Source organism: Prosthecobacter sp. (genome assembly GCF_044373815.1).
GTDB lineage: Bacteria > Verrucomicrobiota > Verrucomicrobiia > Verrucomicrobiales > Verrucomicrobiaceae > Prosthecobacter.
Window position 1 is genome coordinate 1 of sequence record NZ_JBIPNG010000082.1, and the last position, 17,886, is coordinate 17,886.

Annotated in this window: 18 protein-coding genes; 8 read left to right on the forward strand and 10 right to left on the reverse strand. The window is 59.2% G+C overall.

Going from position 1 to position 17,886, the window contains the following annotated elements; translation table 11 throughout:
• The 6 genes from ACIREA_RS09415 to ACIREA_RS09440 form a co-directional block, all read right to left on the reverse strand.
• On the reverse strand, positions 1–860 hold an 860-nt coding region (locus ACIREA_RS09415; RefSeq protein ID WP_397382011.1), incomplete at its 3' end, for a glycine C-acetyltransferase.
• Between the two features lie 61 nt (positions 861–921).
• Positions 922–1,569, reverse strand: a complete 648-nt coding sequence (locus ACIREA_RS09420; protein ID WP_397382012.1) for an alpha/beta fold hydrolase — start codon at positions 1,567–1,569, stop codon at positions 922–924.
• Between the two features lie 408 nt (positions 1,570–1,977).
• A complete protein-coding gene (locus ACIREA_RS09425) occupies positions 1,978–2,961 on the reverse strand; it encodes a LysR family transcriptional regulator (protein WP_397382013.1) in 984 nt (327 codons plus the stop codon).
• 50 nt (positions 2,962–3,011) lie between these two features.
• Positions 3,012–4,040: an L-threonine 3-dehydrogenase gene (gene tdh / locus ACIREA_RS09430; protein ID WP_397382014.1), complete on the reverse strand. Its 1,029-nt coding sequence runs from the start codon at positions 4,038–4,040 to the stop codon at positions 3,012–3,014.
• A 64-nt stretch (positions 4,041–4,104) separates the two neighbouring features.
• Positions 4,105–5,529: a DUF1501 domain-containing protein gene (locus ACIREA_RS09435; protein ID WP_397382015.1), complete on the reverse strand. Its 1,425-nt coding sequence runs from the start codon at positions 5,527–5,529 to the stop codon at positions 4,105–4,107.
• The gene (locus tag ACIREA_RS09440) at positions 5,526–7,949 is read right to left on the reverse strand and encodes a PSD1 and planctomycete cytochrome C domain-containing protein (RefSeq protein WP_397382016.1); all 2,424 of its coding nucleotides are present in this window, start codon (positions 7,947–7,949) and stop codon (positions 5,526–5,528) included. Before ACIREA_RS09440 ends, ACIREA_RS09435 begins: the two co-directional genes overlap by 4 nt.
• 205 nt (positions 7,950–8,154) lie before the next feature.
• Here ACIREA_RS09440 and ACIREA_RS09445 point away from each other — a divergent pair, with 205 nt between their 5' ends.
• The 3 genes from ACIREA_RS09445 to ACIREA_RS09455 are packed head-to-tail and all read left to right on the forward strand — an operon-like array spanning position 8,155 to position 10,519.
• Positions 8,155–9,108 carry a hypothetical protein gene (locus ACIREA_RS09445; RefSeq protein ID WP_397382017.1) on the forward strand — a complete coding sequence of 318 codons (954 nt, stop codon included), beginning with the start codon at positions 8,155–8,157 and terminating at the stop codon, positions 9,106–9,108.
• 5 nt (positions 9,109–9,113) lie between these two features.
• Complete coding sequence (locus ACIREA_RS09450; protein ID WP_397382018.1) at positions 9,114–9,527, forward strand: hypothetical protein; 414 nt, start codon at positions 9,114–9,116, stop codon at positions 9,525–9,527.
• Complete coding sequence (locus tag ACIREA_RS09455; RefSeq protein WP_397382019.1) at positions 9,524–10,519, forward strand: GDSL-type esterase/lipase family protein; 996 nt, start codon at positions 9,524–9,526, stop codon at positions 10,517–10,519. The genes ACIREA_RS09450 and ACIREA_RS09455 overlap by 4 nt, the downstream gene beginning before the upstream one ends.
• A 54-nt stretch (positions 10,520–10,573) precedes the next feature.
• Here the strand turns inward: ACIREA_RS09455 and ACIREA_RS09460 are convergent, their stop codons facing one another.
• Positions 10,574–11,425, reverse strand: a complete 852-nt coding sequence (locus ACIREA_RS09460) for a sugar phosphate isomerase/epimerase family protein (protein WP_397382020.1) — start codon at positions 11,423–11,425, stop codon at positions 10,574–10,576.
• 90 nt (positions 11,426–11,515) lie between these two features.
• On the opposite strand from ACIREA_RS09460, the gene ACIREA_RS09465 reads away from it, so the two are divergent.
• A complete protein-coding gene (locus ACIREA_RS09465; RefSeq protein ID WP_397382021.1) occupies positions 11,516–12,493 on the forward strand; it encodes a PmoA family protein in 978 nt (325 codons plus the stop codon).
• A 2-nt stretch (positions 12,494–12,495) separates the two neighbouring features.
• Positions 12,496–12,942, forward strand: a complete 447-nt coding sequence (locus ACIREA_RS09470) for a SufE family protein (protein ID WP_397382022.1) — start codon at positions 12,496–12,498, stop codon at positions 12,940–12,942.
• Here ACIREA_RS09470 and ACIREA_RS09475 read toward each other — a convergent pair.
• On the reverse strand, positions 12,939–13,199 hold the full coding sequence (locus ACIREA_RS09475) for a hypothetical protein (RefSeq protein ID WP_397382023.1): 261 nt from the start codon (positions 13,197–13,199) through the stop codon (positions 12,939–12,941). The genes ACIREA_RS09470 and ACIREA_RS09475 overlap by 4 nt on opposite strands.
• Positions 13,200–13,335: 136 nt before the next feature.
• On the opposite strand from ACIREA_RS09475, the gene rpsT reads away from it, so the two are divergent.
• Positions 13,336–13,602, forward strand: coding sequence for a 30S ribosomal protein S20 (gene rpsT / locus ACIREA_RS09480; protein WP_397382024.1), 267 nt, complete (start codon positions 13,336–13,338; stop codon positions 13,600–13,602).
• A 96-nt stretch (positions 13,603–13,698) separates the two neighbouring features.
• On the forward strand, positions 13,699–14,619 hold the full coding sequence (locus ACIREA_RS09485) for an aldo/keto reductase family oxidoreductase (protein WP_397382025.1): 921 nt from the start codon (positions 13,699–13,701) through the stop codon (positions 14,617–14,619).
• Positions 14,620–14,635: 16 nt separating this feature from the next.
• Here ACIREA_RS09485 and ACIREA_RS09490 read toward each other — a convergent pair whose 3' ends face one another.
• A complete protein-coding gene (locus tag ACIREA_RS09490) occupies positions 14,636–15,124 on the reverse strand; it encodes a hypothetical protein (RefSeq protein ID WP_397382026.1) in 489 nt (162 codons plus the stop codon).
• Between the two features lies 1 nt (position 15,125).
• Entirely contained in the window at positions 15,126–15,986 is an 861-nt protein-coding gene (locus ACIREA_RS09495; protein ID WP_397382027.1) for an MBL fold metallo-hydrolase, read from the reverse strand.
• Between the two features lie 173 nt (positions 15,987–16,159).
• Here ACIREA_RS09495 and ACIREA_RS09500 point away from each other — a divergent pair.
• Positions 16,160–17,886: glutamate synthase central domain-containing protein (locus ACIREA_RS09500; protein ID WP_397382028.1), on the forward strand; the 1,727-nt coding region annotated here is incomplete at its 3' end.

Genomic DNA, 17,886 nt, shown 5'->3' on the forward strand with positions numbered 1-17,886 from the left:
GCGATGGAGGCACCCGCAATGCTCGGGCAGAGCGTATTCGAAAACAGATATGGCCGCGAACGCTGACGCAGCAGTTCGATGATTTCTCTTCTCCCGCTGGTGTAGCCACCACTCGCACCCCCAAGAGCTTTGCCCAGCGTGCCGGTCAGGATGTCGATGCGCCCCATGACATCACAGTGCTCATGGGTGCCCCTGCCTGTTTTGCCCATGAATCCCACGGCATGAGAGTCATCCACCATCACCAGCGCATGGTATTTGTCCGCCAGATCACAGATCGCCTTCAGCGGAGCGATGAAGCCGTCCATCGAGAACACACCATCGGTGGCGATCAGTTTGAAGCGCGCACCTTTCTCATCGGCCGCGATCAGTTGCGCCTCCAAGTCGGCCATGTCGCAATTCTTGTAGCGGTAGCGCTGCGCTTTGCACAACCGCACACCATCGATGATGGAGGCATGATTGAGTTCATCACTGATGATCGCATCTTCCTGGCCGAGGATTGTCTCAAACAGCCCGCCGTTGGCGTCAAAGCAGGAGCCGTAGAGGATCGTATCCTCTGTGCCAAGGAAATCCGACAAAGAAGCCTCCAGCTCTTTGTGCACTCCCTGCGTGCCGCAGATGAAGCGCACGCTGGCCAGTCCATAGCCCCAGTGCTCCAGCGCCTCATGCGCCGCCTGCCGCACCTTGGGGTGCTGTGCGAGGCCAAGGTAATTGTTCGCACACATGTTGAGCACCGCCTTGCCGCCATTCGCACGCACCAGCGTGCCCTGCGGCGTGGAGAGCACGCGCTCCCGTTTGTAGGTGCCCGCAGCGCGGATGGCATCAAGCTGCGTTGTGAGGTGCGTGGCGAAGGTCGTATTCATATCTGCCGATATACTGGACGCATATCCTGTATTTTGGCAACGAGGAATTTACCCACCCAAACTACTTCGCCGCTTCTAGAACGGCATCCACCAAAGGCTTCACTGGATTGAGACCATGCGGATGATGCCCGGAATCAGGCTTCTCCCAGCGGGTGACAGAGCCACCGAGAGCCTTGTAGCGGGCTTCGAGCACATCGGCATGCTGGGTGATCGGCACGACATCATCCTTCATACCGAGCACCAGAAAGACCGGCACTTTGGCAGCAGCGAGAGCTTCCAGTCCATCGACCGGGCTGCCCTTGAAATCAGGAAGCTGTGCTTCGGTGATGCCGTAACTCTCGAGGCATTGCTTTCTCATGGCCCTGGCTTCGGGTGTGCCGTTGGGGAAGGCGCGAAGGTCCAGCAGCGGGTTGTCCCCATAGATGGCTGTGACCTTGGTAGGATTGGCCTTCGCCCAATTGAAGATGTAGGTGCCGCCGCGGCTCATGCCTTCAAGCACGGGCCTGGCACCGAGGCCGATCTTTTGCGCGAGAGCGTAAAAGTGATTCCAGCGTTCCACGGCTTTGGGAGCACCCCAAAACTCGACCACATCGCAATACACAAGATGATAGCCGTGCTCCAGCATGGCGATGTCAAAGGCGGGCTCATGACCCCAGAAACGCGCACGCCACACCCACGGGCTGCCTTCTTCGGCGCGACGATTTTGCATGCAGCTCCATCCTCGGGAAGTTTGAAATCGAGTTCGGCAAAGTCATGGAACCTGCTCGCTGTGGTGTCGCTGACTCCCGCATCCTGCAGGCGTGATTTCAAATCATCCGCGCGAGCAGCGATGCCGAACATCAATGTCAAACCAAAGACCAGGAAGCAGGAGGCAGGAGAAGTTTTCATCAGCAGTTGGGCCAAGATTACGTGCCCTGAGGTCCAATTCACGCCTTCAATCCAGCCAGATCAAGTGCGAGGGCTTTCGCATCACGCACAAACTCATCCCAAGTCACGGCGTGCCCCGCCCTAGCGGCTTATTCGACAAACAGTGTGAGAAAGGTTGTCTCGTCCACGCCACCGAGTGTGGGATGCTCTGCGCAGACCATTCGTCTTTGTCTAATGCCTGCGTTCTATTTCAAAACGCCTTCATCACCAGTTCGCGAAAGGCCCTCACATGAGCAGGCTCGAAACGGCCTTTGCGCTGCACCAGAAAGACCTCCTCATGGCCAAACAATGCAGCAACTTCACGCACGACGACCTCCGCCTCCCCAGCCGCACGTTTCGGCGGCTTCACGCTCGCCGCGCTGGTACCGATGGCAATGCCGAACCCAATGGCCACATAATTCATCAGCAGGGCGCGGTTCGTGGCCGTCACCGTCACGTTCATGCGTTCCGCCAGGCCTGCCTGGGCAAACACCTGCCGGATCTGCCGGTGAGAGCTGCTTTCCTCCGGAGCCAGCACCAAGGGCTGGCTGATGATGTTGGCGAGTGTCAGCTGCCGTGCGCGTGTCAGCGCATGGTTCGCCGGACACATGAGATAAAAGGCATACCGCGCCAGCGCCTGATACTGAAACTGCGGCATCACTTCGTCCCCAGTGGCCATCCCCATGATCGCCAGATCAGCTTCATCCTTCTCGATTACCTGTCTGGCCATGTAGGAGGGCCGGTCAAGCAGCACGAGCTTCACCGTTGGGTGATTCTGACGGTACAGAATGATCGGCCGTCGCAGCGCACCGGTGAGCATGGCAGACGGCGCCACCACCGTCAGCGTGCGGGCGGCCGAGCTTCGCTGGTCCTCAAACATCGCCCGCAGGCCGTCAAAGGATTCAACCAAGGGCGCCGCTAGATCCACCAGCGCACGGCCATCGTCGGTGAGTGACACTTTGGAGCCTTCCGCCACGACAAACTGCACGCCGTATTCATCCTCCAACGCGCGAATCTGCTGCCATACGGATGGCACGGCCAGATTCATCGCTGCTGCAGTCGCCGCAAAGCTGCCCTGCCGCGACAGCTCCACCAGCGCGCGAATCTGCCTGAAGCGCACTTCCTTGAAGTAACGGCGCGCAGGAGAGTCGGCCGTCGTGCCGATTCTTTGAGGGGCGTTAGGTTTGGCTTTCATCGTTAGGTCTTTCCTAACGAATATCGCAGAAGATAGCAAGAGCCGTAAATCTATGCGGACCAGTCAAGCACCACCTTGCCACAGTTGCCGGACTCCATGGCGGCAAAGCCTTTTTCGAATTCGGTGTAGTGAAATCGATGAGTGATGACCGGCTTGATGTTGAGACCGCTTTCAAGCATCACGCTCATCTGATACCAGGTCTCATACATCTCGCGGCCATAGATGCCATGGATGGTGAGCATGTTAAAGATCACCTTGTTCCAGTCGATGGCGATCTGCTCGCTGGGAATGCCTAGCATGGCGATCTTGCCGCCGTGGCACATGTTGTCGATCATGCTGCGGAAGGCGGCGGCGTTCCCGCTCATTTCGAGGCCGACATCAAAGCCCTCCTTCATGCCTAGCTGCTTCTGCACATCCTCGATCTTCTCAGTCGAGACATTCACCGCACGCGTCGCACCCATCTCACGCGCCAGGTTGAGGCGGTACTCGTTCACATCCGTGATGACGACGTGTCGCGCCCCCGCATGTTTCACAACCGGTATCGCCATGATGCCGATGGGACCTGCCCCCGTGATGAGCACATCCTCGCCGAGACATTCAAACGCCAGCGCCGTGTGCACGGCATTGCCGAACGGGTCAAAGATGCTCGCGACTTCCTCATCCACTCCCTCGCGGTGATGCCAGACATTGGTCATCGGCACGCTGATGAACTCGGCAAAGGCCCCAGTGCGGTTCACACCGATTCCGACAGTGTCTTTGCAAAGATGGCGCCGGCCCGCAAGGCAGTTGCGACAGCGCCCGCACACCACATGCCCCTCGGCGCTGACGATCTCGCCGGGATGGAAGTCATTCACGTTTGAACCAACGCTGACAACCTCCCCCACAAACTCATGCCCCACCACCATCGGCACAGGGATCGTCTTCTGCGCCCAGGCATCCCACTTGTAAATGTGCAGGTCCGTGCCGCAGATGCCCGTTTTGCGGACCTTGATGAGGACATCATTGATGCCGACTTGCGGCTCCGGGACATCCTGGAGCCAGAGACCGCGTTCAGACCGTGCCTTGACGAGTGCTTTCATGGTGGTTGATAATGACGATATATTGGACACTCGTCCATTAAATCGGCAACTGATATTTTTTACCTCACGCCAGGATCTGCGGAATCACCTTGCCGAAATCCCGCTCCAGCCGCTTGCGGCCGGGGATTTCCAGGCGATGCGGATCCAGCCCAAGCAGATGCAGGATGGTGGCATGCACATCCGTCACGTAATGCGGGTGCTCCACCGGGTGAAAACCTAGCTCATCGGTGCCGCCATGGATCATACCGCCCTTGATACCACCGCCGGCCATCCACACACTGAAGCCATACGGGTGATGATCGCGCCCATCGCTGCCCTGCGTGCCGGGCGTGCGGCCAAATTCAGTGGCAAAGACGACGAGCGTGTCATCCAGCATCCCGCGCTGTTTGAGATCCTTCAGCAGTCCGGAGATCGGCTTGTCCACCTGCTGCGCGAGGCTGGAGTGGTTCTTCTTCAGCCCGGAATGCGAGTCCCACGCACCCGCCGCCCCATCGCCATGCTGAAGCTGGATGAAACGCACGCCACGCTCAGCGAGACGACGCGCCACGATGAGCTGCCGGGCAAACGGTTCCGCCACCTTGTCATCCATGCCGTAGAGTTTTTTCGTCTCCGCGCTCTCAGCATCGAGGTTCATCGTCTCCGGCACGGCGGTCTGCATGTTGTAGGCCAGCTGGTAGCTCTTCATGCGCGCAGCGAGCGTCTTGTCTCCAGGATACTGCTCCGCATTCAATCCATTGAGCCGGTGAATGAGATCAAACTGAGCCTCCTGCTGCTGCCTGCCGATCTGAAACTCCGGCGCGGCATAGGTGAGGGGGTTCTTCGGATCCACCTTCAAGTTCACCGCATCATAGGCAGGGCCGAGATAGTGGCCGTCCCGCACATCGAAAAAGCGCGGTCCCATGTTGATGAAGGACGGCAGATTGTCCGTCATGGAGCCGAGGCCATAGGTCACCCAAGCACCGAGCGTCGGCACCCGTGGCTCCAGCATGTGCCTTCCACTGTGAAACTGCACCTGCGCCCCGTGGTTGTCATCCGTCGTCCACATGCTGCGGATAAAGGAGATCTCGTCCGCGCATGAGCCAATGTTCGGAAACCAGTCGCTGATCTCCACCCCGCACTGCCCGTAGCGCTTATAGCCAGTTTGCAGCGGATAAATGACATTGCGCTGCTGGCCATTCGCATCGTTCACCACCACCACGCGCACCTTCTTGAGCTTCTCGGGATTCTGCACGTCCTTGTAAGGCGTCTCGCCAATGGACTTGCCCGCATACTTCGTGAGCATCGGCTTGGGGTCAAAGCTCTCCATGTGGCTCACCCCACCGCGCATGAAGAGCCAGATCACACGCTTGGCCCGCTGGGGAATCATCGGCAGACCATCGGGCGGCAGCCATTCTTCCTCTCCTCGCAGCATGGACGCCATGGCAATGCTGCCGAGTCCACCGAGGATGTCTCGGCGCAGGAAAGGCGTGGGTGGAAGGCGCGGTATCATCGCAGGGTGACGAAGTCGTTGTGGTTGATGAGAGCCTGGAGAAACAGACTGCGGTCCTCGCTCAGGGCGCGGAAGCCTTCGAGGCTTGCCTGTCGCTCCGCCTCCAGCGGCAGACGGCCCAGGATGGCAAGGAACGCCTGATCGATAAATGTGGGCGCATCCAGCTTGGTCATCGACGCAGCCAGCGCATTCGCACACTCACGGCTGAGCCCGCTGTTCGTCAGCGCCAGCGCCTGCTGCGGCACCACACTTTCATTGCGGCGATAGCACTCCAACACGTTGCTGTTGTCAAAGACGGCCAGGAACCGGTGCTCCACATCGGCGTTCTGGATAAAATACAACGAGCGCCGCGGACTAGTCTCCGCTTTGGCAGGATCCAGACTCGGACCACCCAGGGTGAGATCCAGTCGGCCGGAAAGGTGCAGCAGGCTGTCTCGCACGAGCTGGCTTTCCATGCGGCGCGGATTCATGCGCCACAGAAAGTGATTGTCAGGATCTGCAGCGAGAGTCTGGGGATCAGCGCCCGCATTGGAGGAACTGCGCCGATACAACTCGGACAGCACCAAGGTGCGATGCAGCCACTTCATGCTCCAGCCGTTCTCCATGAAGCCCGTCGTCAAGCTGTCGAGCACATCCTGGTGTAGAGGCGCTAAGGAGCGGCGGCCCAAGTCGCCCACATCTGCAACCAACGGCACGCCAAAATGCCGTGCCCACACGTGATTAACCAGCACCCGCGCAGTGAGCGGATTGCGCTTGTCGGCGATCCATCGCGCCAGCGCCAGCCGGCGCCCCGTGCTGGTCTCAGGATAGGTTTGCACTTTGGCATTGCCAGCCTCCCCAGGGCCTTCCTGCGCTTTGAAACTCGCAGGCAGCGAGGTGTACACGTCTCCTGGAGCGCCCACTTTCGTGCGGGCTTTCTCCAGCGCTTCCCGCGCCGCCTTGATCTTCTTGTCTGCCTCCTTGGCCTTGGGCGCGGCCTCTGCTTTAGCAAGATCATCCTCCGCCTTGGCTTCGCCATAACGCGCCTCGGCCAACGCTGCTGCCTGCGCAGTGGGTTTGTCACCCTTGGCAAGGTCAGCAGCATGCACCGCCTTGATCATGGCGAGACGGAGTCCCGCCAGCTTCACCGCTCCTGCATCCCCAGACTTCTGCGCCTGGGCCAGCTGCAGGTCCACCGCTGCAAGATGATCCTTCAGCACAAACGGCAGCAGCACCGGTCTGGACGAGGAAGGTGGCAGCTTCACAGCCTTGGCCTCATATGAGGCAAACTCCAGCACGCGAGGCACTCCGGGCGGCATTGGCCTGGACTTGTCCTCATTTTTCTCATCTCCCCGCACATGGCGGTAGGTCAGCTGATCGAGATGAAGGTCAAAGACACGCGGCAGACCGTTCTTCTCGAAATCAGATTCCCCTTCCCAAGGATCGAGCCGCACATGCAGCGGCTCGAAAATGGCACGCATGCGGTAGTAGTCCGTCTGCTCGATGGGGTCATACTTGTGATCGTGGCACTTCACGCACTGCATCGTCAGTCCCAGAAACGCGCGGCAGGTGTGCTCGATGGTCTCGTCCAGCCAGGTGGTGCGGTTGAAGAGAAAGTAGCTGCGGGCCAGGAAACCGGTGGCACGCAGGTTGTCGCGATCCTCCGGCGCGAGTTCGTCCGCGGCCAGCATCTGCACAATCATCTGGTCGTACCCCTTGTCGGCATTGAGCGATTCCACGATCCAGTCGCGCCAGTGCCAGAGGTGCTTCTGGCTGTGGCGAAGCTGGGCGCCGAGGCCGTACCAGTCGCAGTAGCGCCAGATGTCCATGAAGTGGCGTGCCCAGCGCTCGCCATATTGAGGCGTGGCCAGAAGTTGATCCACCAGCCGCAAGCGCGCAGGGGCAGAAGTGTCCTTCAAAAAGGAATTAATCTGCGCGGGCGTGGGAGGCAGACCAATGAGATCCAGATAAACGCGGCGCAGCCAAAGCTCCGGCGCAGCTTCAGGCTGCGGCTTCAAACCTTTCGCCGCGAGGCGGGCCTCCAACAGCGCATCCATGGAATAGCCGGAGGATTTGGGAGGCTGGTAGGCCCAGTGCGCACGCGGGTCATCCTCAGGTTTTTCTTGCGCAGGAGCCGGAGCCCCGGCGGCGACCCAGGCCTGCAGTTTGGCCACCTGCTCCGCTGTGAACATGGAGCCCTCGCCTTCCGGCGGCATGCGGTCATCTTTGTCAGCGGTTGTCACGCGCTCCAGCAGCAGCACAGTATCGCCGGATAGAATATTGCCATTGTCACCGCCCTTGTGCATGGCCGTGGCGGTGTCCAGACGAAGACCGGCTTTTTGCTTCAAAGCCCCGTGGCAGGTGTAGCAGCGCTCCTTCAGCAGAGGTTTGATCTCTTTTTCATAGTCCACCGCCAGCACCGCAGTGGGCAGAAGTGCCAATACGCCGCTTCTCAAGGCGCGGGCAAGGGCACGACAAAATATGGCAGGCTGAAAAGACATGGGCACAGGCAACTACGTCACAGAAGCCGCGACTCTTTTGCTCTTCCCAAATACCGCGACTGCCGGGTTCGAAGCCGGACCTTATTTTTGATGTCCAAAAACATCCTTCCCAAGCCTCGATGTGCCTGCCATCCTCCTCCATTCCATGCGCTCCCTGATCCGAATTCTTCCCGCCCTAGCCATCACCCTGACATCAGCCTTTGCCGGTGACGCCACCGTCATCGAAAGGACACCCGGCCTCGTGGGCTTCTGGACCTTTGGAGAGGAAGCAGGTCAGAAACGTGTCTCACAAGGCACCCAGGAAAAACACCCGCTCAGCGAGGTGAACGGCCCCATCAAACGCGCAACCGGCGGGCCATTCTCCGGTTACTCAGCAGATCTGAACGGGCATCAGTATTTTGAAATCAAGCATGCCGAGACGGGAGATTTAAACATCTCAGGCAAGGATGCACAGGTGACACTCTTCGCCGTCGTCCGCATCGTCGACCTCAAAAAGAGCCGCACCATCGCCGGCATGTGGAGCGAGGGCAAAGGCGCGAACGACGACACCGGCACACGGCAGTACGCGCTGCTCATGAACATGCCCACCTACGGCGGCCCGCGCAATCTCGTGCCCCACATCAGCAGCGAAGGCGGCGTGACGATGCGTGCCGACGGCACCAAGTTCCCCTGGTGCGCCGACTACGCAGCCACGAAGCTCGAAGTCCCGGAAGAGCAGTGGTGCACACTCGCCTTCACATATGACTCGAAATACATCCGCGCCTACATCAACGGCGTGCTCGATATGCGCACGCTGGATGCCGTCAAAGACAAGCGCAACGATCCCTACTTCATCAAGGAAGGCCCTGAAGGCAAAGATCGCGGCATGAACCCTTACTACCATGGCCGTGGCATCTTCAAATACGATCCCGCCTTGCATGCACAAACCAAGATCGCCCCGTCTGACTTCACCGTCGGCGCGCGCATGGCCGTCGGCTCGATGACCGGAGAGGCCACCATCGGCAAATTCGGCGGACTCGCAGTATTCAACCGCGCCCTGAGCGATGCCGAGATGCAGAAGCTGCATCAAGCCGCAGACGTCGGATCGATTCAGCCCTGAGCGCGATGACCTGGCTCTTCTCAATCCACCTCGCGGTCACCTGGATGCTGGTCGGCCTGATCTGGGTTGTGCAGATCCTCGTCTATCCCCAGTTCCGGCGCGTGGCCCCGGCGGAGTTTCGAGATTATCATTTCGCCCACTGCTTCCGCATCGGCCTCATCGTCGCGCCTCTGCTGTTCGTGGAGGCCGCCACCGCCGCATGGCTGCTTTATGAGGGACGGCAGGCGCAGCCATTCATCATAAGCTCGGGCCTTATCCCCATCATCTGGCTCACCACGGCGGTTTTTCAGGCCCCCATTCACACCCGGCTCGGACGCGGTTTCGATGCCCCTCTCATCCGCCGCCTCATCCTCACCAACTGGATTCGCACGCTCGCATGGACAGCGCGCGGCATTCTTGTTAGCCTCACACTTCTATGAGCAAACACCTGCTTCTCTCCCTGCTGGTTTTCAGCACCCAGCTCTGCGCCCAGACTGCACTGCAGCTCGCGCCACCCACCGCAAAGCGCAGTCCAAGCGGCATCGTGACCCTCGAGTCCACAACCCCAGATACCACGATCCTCTATACCCTTGATGGCGAGGATCCCATCGCGAAATCAAACCCCTATCTCGCTCCCATCGACCTTCCCCACGGCGGCACCGTGAAAGCACGCACCTTTGCCAAAGATCGGAAAAACGTGAGCGAAGCCACCGAACAAGTGTTTGCGCCATTGCCAAGTTTTGTCGTTCCCGCACCAAGCACCGTCGTGGCCACTACCCAAGACCGAAGCTGGCCAAGCTACGACTGGGCCAAGCGCCACGAACTTACCAGCGCCGCCGTGAAGAAGGCCAAGCCGCAGATCCTCTTCATTGGCGACTCCATCACGCACTTCTTCGGCGGGGAACAGTTCGATAGCTACGCCATGCGCGGACAGCAGACCTGGGGCGAATTTTACGCCCCGCGCAACGCCGGCAACCTCGGCTTCGGCTGGGACAAAACGGAGAACGTCCTCTGGCGCCTCCAGCATGGTGCCATCGACGGCATCGCACCCAGGCTCGTCGTCATGATGATCGGCACAAACAACACAGGCACCTGCTCCGCACCCGACATCGCCGCAGGCATCGAAGCCATCGTGCAGGAGTTCAACAAGCGCCTGCCACAGTCCAAAATCCTCCTGCTGGGCATCTTCCCACGCGGCGAAAAGCCCAACCCGCAGCGCGAGAAAATCGCCGAGATCAACAGCATCATCTCCAAGCTCAACGGCACTCACAACGTCACCTTCCTCGACATCGGCCCGAAATTCCTCACCCCTGAAGGTTTGATCACCAAGGACATCATGCCCGACTTCCTCCACCCCAACGAAAAGGGCTACCGCATCTGGGCCGAGGCCATTGAGCCCACGGTCAAGCAACTGATGGGCGAGACCAAATAGACACAAAAAAAGCAGGGGACCACAGTCCCCGGCTTCTCAGAAAGTTCGTCTGACTTACTTCGCAGGCTTCCAGTTGCGCACGAAATCCATGCACTGGGTGATCTCAGGCACGCTGGTCTCCCAGTTGTGCTCATATTCGCAGTGCAATGGGCCGGGATACCCCTGGGCGGCGTATTCAGCAAGGATGGCGGGAATGTCGCTCTTGCCGGTGCCAAAAGGAAGGTCATGGGCCTTGACGTCACCGAAGGCCGTGAGGTCCTTCATGTGGCTGTCAAAGATGCGGCCTTTGAGAATCTTGATGCAATCCACAGGATTCAGCCCGCTGCGCACCCAGTGGCCCACGTCAGCGCAGGAGCCCATGCGAGCGTCGCGGTTTTTGACGAGATCGAGCACGTAGTTCGGGTCCCAGAACATGTAGGCGCGATCAAGCGGGCGCTTGGGATGGTTGTGGATGGCCATCTTGATGTCGAATTCCTTCACAAGCACTTCGATCTTGTCGAGCGCGGTCACATCGGGCTCCGTGACGATCACGCCAATGCCCAGCTTCTTGCAGAACTCAAAAATCTTGCGGTTGGAAACGTCATCCTTGCCAAGCTTGACCACTCCGTAACCCACAGCGGTGAGGCCTTTAGCTTCAAGGTGCTTCATGACCTCATCGATCATTTCCGGTGTGGCGTTGTGATCCCACTTCGCATCCGGCTTGGCGGTGGAAAATTTCTGGCCGGGGTAGAACTCGATGGTCTTGCCACCGCTCTGGGCGGTCTTGTCGATGGCTTCGAACACATTGTACATGCGGAAGCTGTAAGCCTGGCAGCCGGCGAAAAACTGGCCGACTTTGGCGGCTTCGGGGATCGTGGCCGCAAAGGATGCGGTGGCGAGGAGGAGTGAAAGAAGGATGTGCTTCATGGATGGGTGAAGCCGGAAGTTTGGCGAGTTCTAGGAGAAATGGAAGAACTGAGAATGGAAAAGCGGAGCGCGAAGCAGCGTTGTGGAGAGATGCTGAAACACTCCATCCTGTTTTTAATTTCTGCGACGGCAGCCCTGGCGCAACTGCCCACGGCGAAACCCATCCCACGCGTGCAGGCCGTGCCACTGCCGCATCACATCACCTCGTTTCAGCTCGACGGCCGGGAACTGACCGCCATGCATTTCGATCCTCAGGACATGCGCCCATTCTGGCACCCAATCCGCGCCTCTAAAGACGTGAGCCTCACACGCATGGGGCATCCGCATGATCCGCTGACTCATTCCCACCACAACAGCGTGTGGGTGACGCACAACATGGTGAACGACCTCGATTTCTGGGGAGACTACGCCAAGAAACAGGGTCGCATCGTCAACGTGGAGGTGTCACGAGAAGGCTACGAGGACACCGACGAGTTTGCCTCCATGCGCATGGTGAACCACTGGATCAGCGAAGCAGACAAGTCGGTTCAATTAACCGAGGTGCGCCGCACGGAGATCCGCCCCGTCGACGGCGCCAAAAGCTGGTTCATGATCATCGACCTCGAATTTTCACCACCGAAGGGAAAAACGACAACGTTTGGTGCCACCGGCTTCGGACTGGTGGCAGTTCGTATGGCGAAGAGCATCGGCGTGCATGACGGCGGTGGCCGCATTTTGAATTCGAAAGGACAGCTCAATGAGGAGGCCGTCTTCCGCAAACCAGCGCGCTGGTGCGACTACAGCGGACGGATCACCAACGACGCGGACGGCTTCGGCGGCATCACCTTGATGAATCACCCCATGAATCCGCACAACCCGACAGCCTTCCATGTCCGCAATGACGGCTGGATGGGCTGCTGCCTGAGCCTGGACACCCCGGTAGAGGTCACTGAGGAGAAAAAGTTGCGCGTGCGCTACGCCCTGTGGGTGCATCACGGGGTGGCTTCGCAGGCCGAGAGCGAAGCGCAGTGGCAGAAATTCATCGCCATGCCTGTGGTGGATTTGGCGCTCAAACCGGCCAAGAAGTGAGCATGGCCGAATACCCCGCCGCCTTGGGCGAACTGATCACCTTTTTTGAATCGCTCCCGGAAGGCGAGCGGCGGGAGAATTTGATCGACCTCGCGGCTGCCGCAGCCGCCCACGCGCCCAAGGAGGGCGAAAAGTTCGATCTGGAGGATGTGCGGCACGATGCCGAATGCACCGACACCGTCGGGGTGCACGCCCGCCTCGATCACGGAGATCACGTTCATTTTGCCATCAGCCTAGGGCCCAAAGTGCAGACCCTGACCAAAGCGATGGCCACCATCCTATGCCGGGGGCTGAATGGATCAACGCTCTCTGAGGTCCTTGCGGTACCACAGGATTTCGTGCCTCGCATCATCGGCGCAAACCTGGTCCGGCTGCGCAGCCAGACAGTGTATTACGTCCTGGGCCGCATGAAACAGGTGGCCCAGACGCTGCAAAAAGGTGCGAATTAGCCCAGCCTCGTGGTCTGCCCCGTGCGCAGTTCCTCGGGAATCTGGCCCACAAACCGGGGCTGGAGGTCGATGGCATCAAAGATCTGGTGAATTTCCATCTGATTGATGTCACCGGGCTTGTCGATCTCGAAATAGACCAGATCATGGCGGGCATCCACCTTGTAGCGGACCTTGGGAAAGTGGTCCATCTGGTTGCGGAGCTGCATCACAGTGGACTCAGAACGGAGGCCGGGCGCGTAGATTTCGACTTCGATCATGGGTGGTATGCAGCGGTTCTACCGGAATTGCCCTCCGCAGCCAAGCAAAACCTGCCAGTTGTGCACAGACAGGATTCCAGTTTGACAGGCGGGGGGTGTCGTCCTATTCTCGTCGCCCCTTTCCCCCGCTCCTTTTATGGCCAACATCCGCTCCGCAGAAAAAGACATCCGCAAAACGACGGTCCGCACCGCTCACAACCAGACGGTGAAAAGCCGCATCCGCACCCTGCGCAAGAAGGTGGTCGCCGCCATTGAGAAGAAGGACGCAGCCGCAGCCGCAGCCTCCCTCAGCGAATACGCCTCCGCCACCGACAAGGCCGCGAAGACCAACGTCCTCAAGAAGAACACCTCCTCCCGTCTGAAGAGCCGTCTCGCCGTCAAGGTCAGCGCCCTGACGAAGTAAGCGGTACGTTTTAAAACCTGTTTCCAAACGGCATCTCGCAAGAGATGCCGTTTTTTGTTTGTCGTACGAGGCAAGGCCAGCAAAGATCGCCCACCCATGATCACCCGCCACAAAATCGCCCCCAACGGCCCTGAGTTCTCACGCCTCGTTTACGGCACCTGGCGCATCCTCGACGAGGCAGACCCGGCCAACTGCACCCCGCAGGCGCTGCTCAGCCGCTTCAAAGCCTGTGCCGACATGGGCATCACCACGCTCGACACCGCAGAAATCTACGGCGTTTACAAGGTCGAGGAGGCCCTCGGTGGCGCGCTGAAGCTCGACCCCGCCTTCCGCAGCAAGATCGAGATCGTCACCAAATGCGGCATCTACATCCCCTGCGAGTTTCATCCCGACCGCAAAGTCGCTCACTACAACGTCACTGCCGCCCGCATCATCAAAAGCGCGGAAAAATCGCTGCGTTTCATGGGCATTGATGAAATCGACCTGCTGCTCGTGCACCGTCCCGACTGGCTGACCAGCGCCGACGAAACCGCCGAGGGCCTGAACAGGCTGCTCAAAGACGGCAAAATCCGCAGCGCCGGCGTCTCAAACTACAATGTGCACCAGTTCGATCTGCTGAACTCGCGCATGGACCAGCCGCTGGCGACGAATCAGGTCGAGTTCAGCCTCCTGCACATGGACCCGATCTACGACGGCACGGCTGACCAATGCCAGCGCCACCGCATCCTGCCCATGGCCTGGTCCCCGTTGGCCAAGGGCGCCCTGATGGAAAAGGAAGATCCTGCCGCAGTCCGGCTCCATGCCAAAGCCGCCGAGCTTTCCGCCAAATACGGCGGGGCCACGCTCGATCAGCTCGCCTACGCCTGGATCATGGCGCATCCTTCCTGCCCGCTGCCGATCATCGGCACCAATAAACTGGAACGCATCCAGGCCGTGGTGAAAGCGGCGGAAATCAAGCTGGAGCGCGAAGACTGGTACGGCCTCTGGGAGGCTGCCAAGGGTCACGGCGTGCCGTGAGGTCCGCTCAGCGCGGTCATTCTTGCACTTGCGGGATCACAAGCTGGTTGTGGTGGATCAGGTTCACCTGCCAGTTCCATGGCCAGCGGCCGGGATTGCTCCAGTGAAAAGCCCACGGCTCGGTAAACTGGTTCACATAGCCTACGATCATGTGGCTGTATCCCACGCCATTGCCTTCGAGGCGGATCATCGAAGTCACCATTCCCTGCCCTTTCGTCGCTTTGAGGGTGGTTTGATCCGTCTTCAAGATCAGCATGAAGAAGCCGCTCAGATATTTACGCCCGTCCAGAATCGCCGTGTCGCGGTTGTGGCCAAAGGCATCCGTGTAGTTTGGCGCCATCAATTTCTCCAGTTTCTTCCAGTCACGGTTTTCAACCGCCTCGATCAAATTTGCCTGCGCGGCACGCACCTGCTCCTCCGGGGAACGCCCGAAAACCCACCATCCCAGCCAGAGGCCCTCGATCAGAAACAGAACCAGCAGGCCGCGAAGGATGATCTTTTTCATGTTAAAAAAGAGCCAGTTGTCCGGAGGAATCCGATGAGGCCGCCACGCAAAAACTCACACCGCTGCTGCGGCGGCGCACAACCTCGATGGTCGGCGTGGGTTTGTGGCGTTCAGCACACACCACCCGGGCCTCCGTGGCACCGGCAGCGTCCAACGCCTGCCTGATGTACCGGGAGGCCGTGGCGGGGTCATTGCAGTCATCGCTCAAATGCCCCAGCACCACGTGACTCAGGCCCGGATGCGCGATTTCACGGACAAGCTCAGCAGCCTGATCGTTGGAAAGATGGCCATGGCGCGAGCTGATGCGCTGCTTCGTGGACCAAGGACGCTTGGTGTCATTTTCGAGCAGTTGGGTGTCGTAATTGGCCTCAATGAAGAGGCTGTCGGAATTCCTGAGGCGGTCTTTGATCAGATTCGTCACGAATCCCACGTCACTGAGCACACCAAGCCGGGATTCCTCATCCGAAATCACAAACCCGACCGGGTCCACCGCATCATGAGGCACCGGAAAAGACTCGATTCGGAGGTCCTGAAACTCAAAAGCCGCTCCCGTCGTCATAAGCCGCCAGATGGGCGGTTTGCGAAATCCGAGGCTCCCAGCCAGGGTTTCCTGGGTCAGCGCTGTGCAAAACAGGGGAACCTGACGTTTGCGGCTCAAAACCTCAATCCCCCCCGTGTGATCCTGATGCTCATGGGTCAGCAGGATGCCGTCCAGCATGTCGAGGGAAAAGCCGCAGGCGTCCAGCCGGAGGCAGATTTGCTTGGCGCTCAATCCTGCATCGAGAAGCAAAGTGGTGCGTTCTGTCGAAATAACAGCGCAGTTCCCCGAACTGCCGCTGCCAAGAATTGTTAGACGTACCATGGCCTGTTTTTAGCGGCGAGGTCGAAAAGATGCAAGGCGGATGAGCCCCAGCACAAAAAGGGAAGCCTTGAGATTATCTGGCGCGTTTAAAATAAGCTAGATCTTGGCCAATAGAATGCTGGTTGATTTACTCCCTTGCATGGCCTAAAAGCCACCCCCCTTTTGACGCAAAAATGAGAAACCACGGACTCCCCCCGAAACAAGGCCTATATGATCCGCAATTCGAGCACGACGCCTGCGGCGTCGGGTTCATTTGTCAGATGAAGGGAAAACGTTCTCACTCCATCGTACAGCAAGGTCTGACCATTCTGATCAACTTGGACCATCGCGGAGCGGTGGGCAGTGAAAAGAATACCGGAGACGGTGCCGGCATCCTAATGCAGGTGCCCGACAAATTTCTGCGCAAAGTGACTGCCCCGCTCGGCTTCACCCTGCCGGCTGAAGGACAATACGGCGTCGCCATGGCCTACTGCTCACCTGATGCAGCTGAGCGTTCCGCTGCGGCACGTGCCTTTGAAAAAGTGGCCGAGGAAGAAGGTCAGAAAGTGCTCGGCTGGCGCGATGTGCCGGTGGACAATTCCATGATCGGCCTCTCGGCGAAGGCCAGCGAGCCGTTCATGCGCATGGCCTTCGTGCAGCGTGGAGAAAACTGCCCGGATCAGCAGACCTTTGAGCGCAAGCTCTACATCATCCGCAAGCGTGCGGTCACCGCCATTCGCACAGCAGAGGCGGACAGTTTCTGGTACTGCTCCAGCCTGTCCTCCCGCACTCTGGTGTACAAAGGCATGCTCATGCCTGTGCAGGTGGGCCAGTATTTCCTCGATCTGCAGGATCCGGACATGGAATCCGCCCTGGCGCTGGTTCACTCTCGTTTCTCGACCAACACTTTCCCAAGCTGGGAGCGCTCGCATCCCTATCGCTACATCGCCCACAACGGCGAAATCAACACGCTGCGTGGCAACATCAGCTGGATGAAGGCACGTCAGTCCCTGCTGGCCAGCCCGCTGTTCCCGGACGTCAAAAAACTTTTCCCCATCGTCAACGAAAGCGGCTCCGACTCCGCCATGTTCGACAACGTGCTCGAACTCCTCGTCATGGGCGGCCGCTCGCTACCGCATGCCATGATGATGATGATTCCTGAGCCCTGGAGCGGCCATGAGTCCATGGATGACCAGCGCAAGGCCTTCTACGAATTCCATTCCTGCCTCATGGAACCTTGGGACGGTCCGGCTTCCGTGGCCTTCACCGACGGCACCATGATGGGTGCCACTCTGGACCGCAACGGCCTCCGCCCCTCCCGCTACTACGTCACCAAGGACGACCTCGTCATCATGGCTTCCGAAGCCGGTGTCCTGCCCATCGCTCCTGAAAACGTGAAGCTCAAAGGCCGTCTGCAGCCTGGCAAGATGTTCATCGTGAACATGGAAGAAGGCCGCATCGTTCCTGATGACGAGATCAAGGCGAAGATCGCCGCTGAAAAACCATACCGCGAATGGCTGGACAAGCATCTCGTGCACCTCGCTGACATCAAGGACGGTGAGCCAGTGGCCCCGCCTGACCACGAAACCATGCTTCAGCGCCAGCAGGCCTTCGGTTACAGCTTTGAAGACCTGCGCAAGCTCATGGTTCCCATGGGCAGGGAGGGCGTGGAAGCCATCGGCTCCATGGGCACCGACATCCCTCTGGCCGTGCTCTCCAACAAATCGAAGCTGCTTTACGATTACTTCAAACAGCTCTTCGCCCAGGTCACCAACCCGCCGATCGACTGTATCCGCGAGGAAATCGTCACTTCCCCAATCACCACCATCGGTGCGGAAGGCAATCTGCTCGATCCGACGCCTGAAAGCTGCCACCTGATTGAGCTCAAGACGCCGATCCTCAGCAACGAAGATCTGGCCAA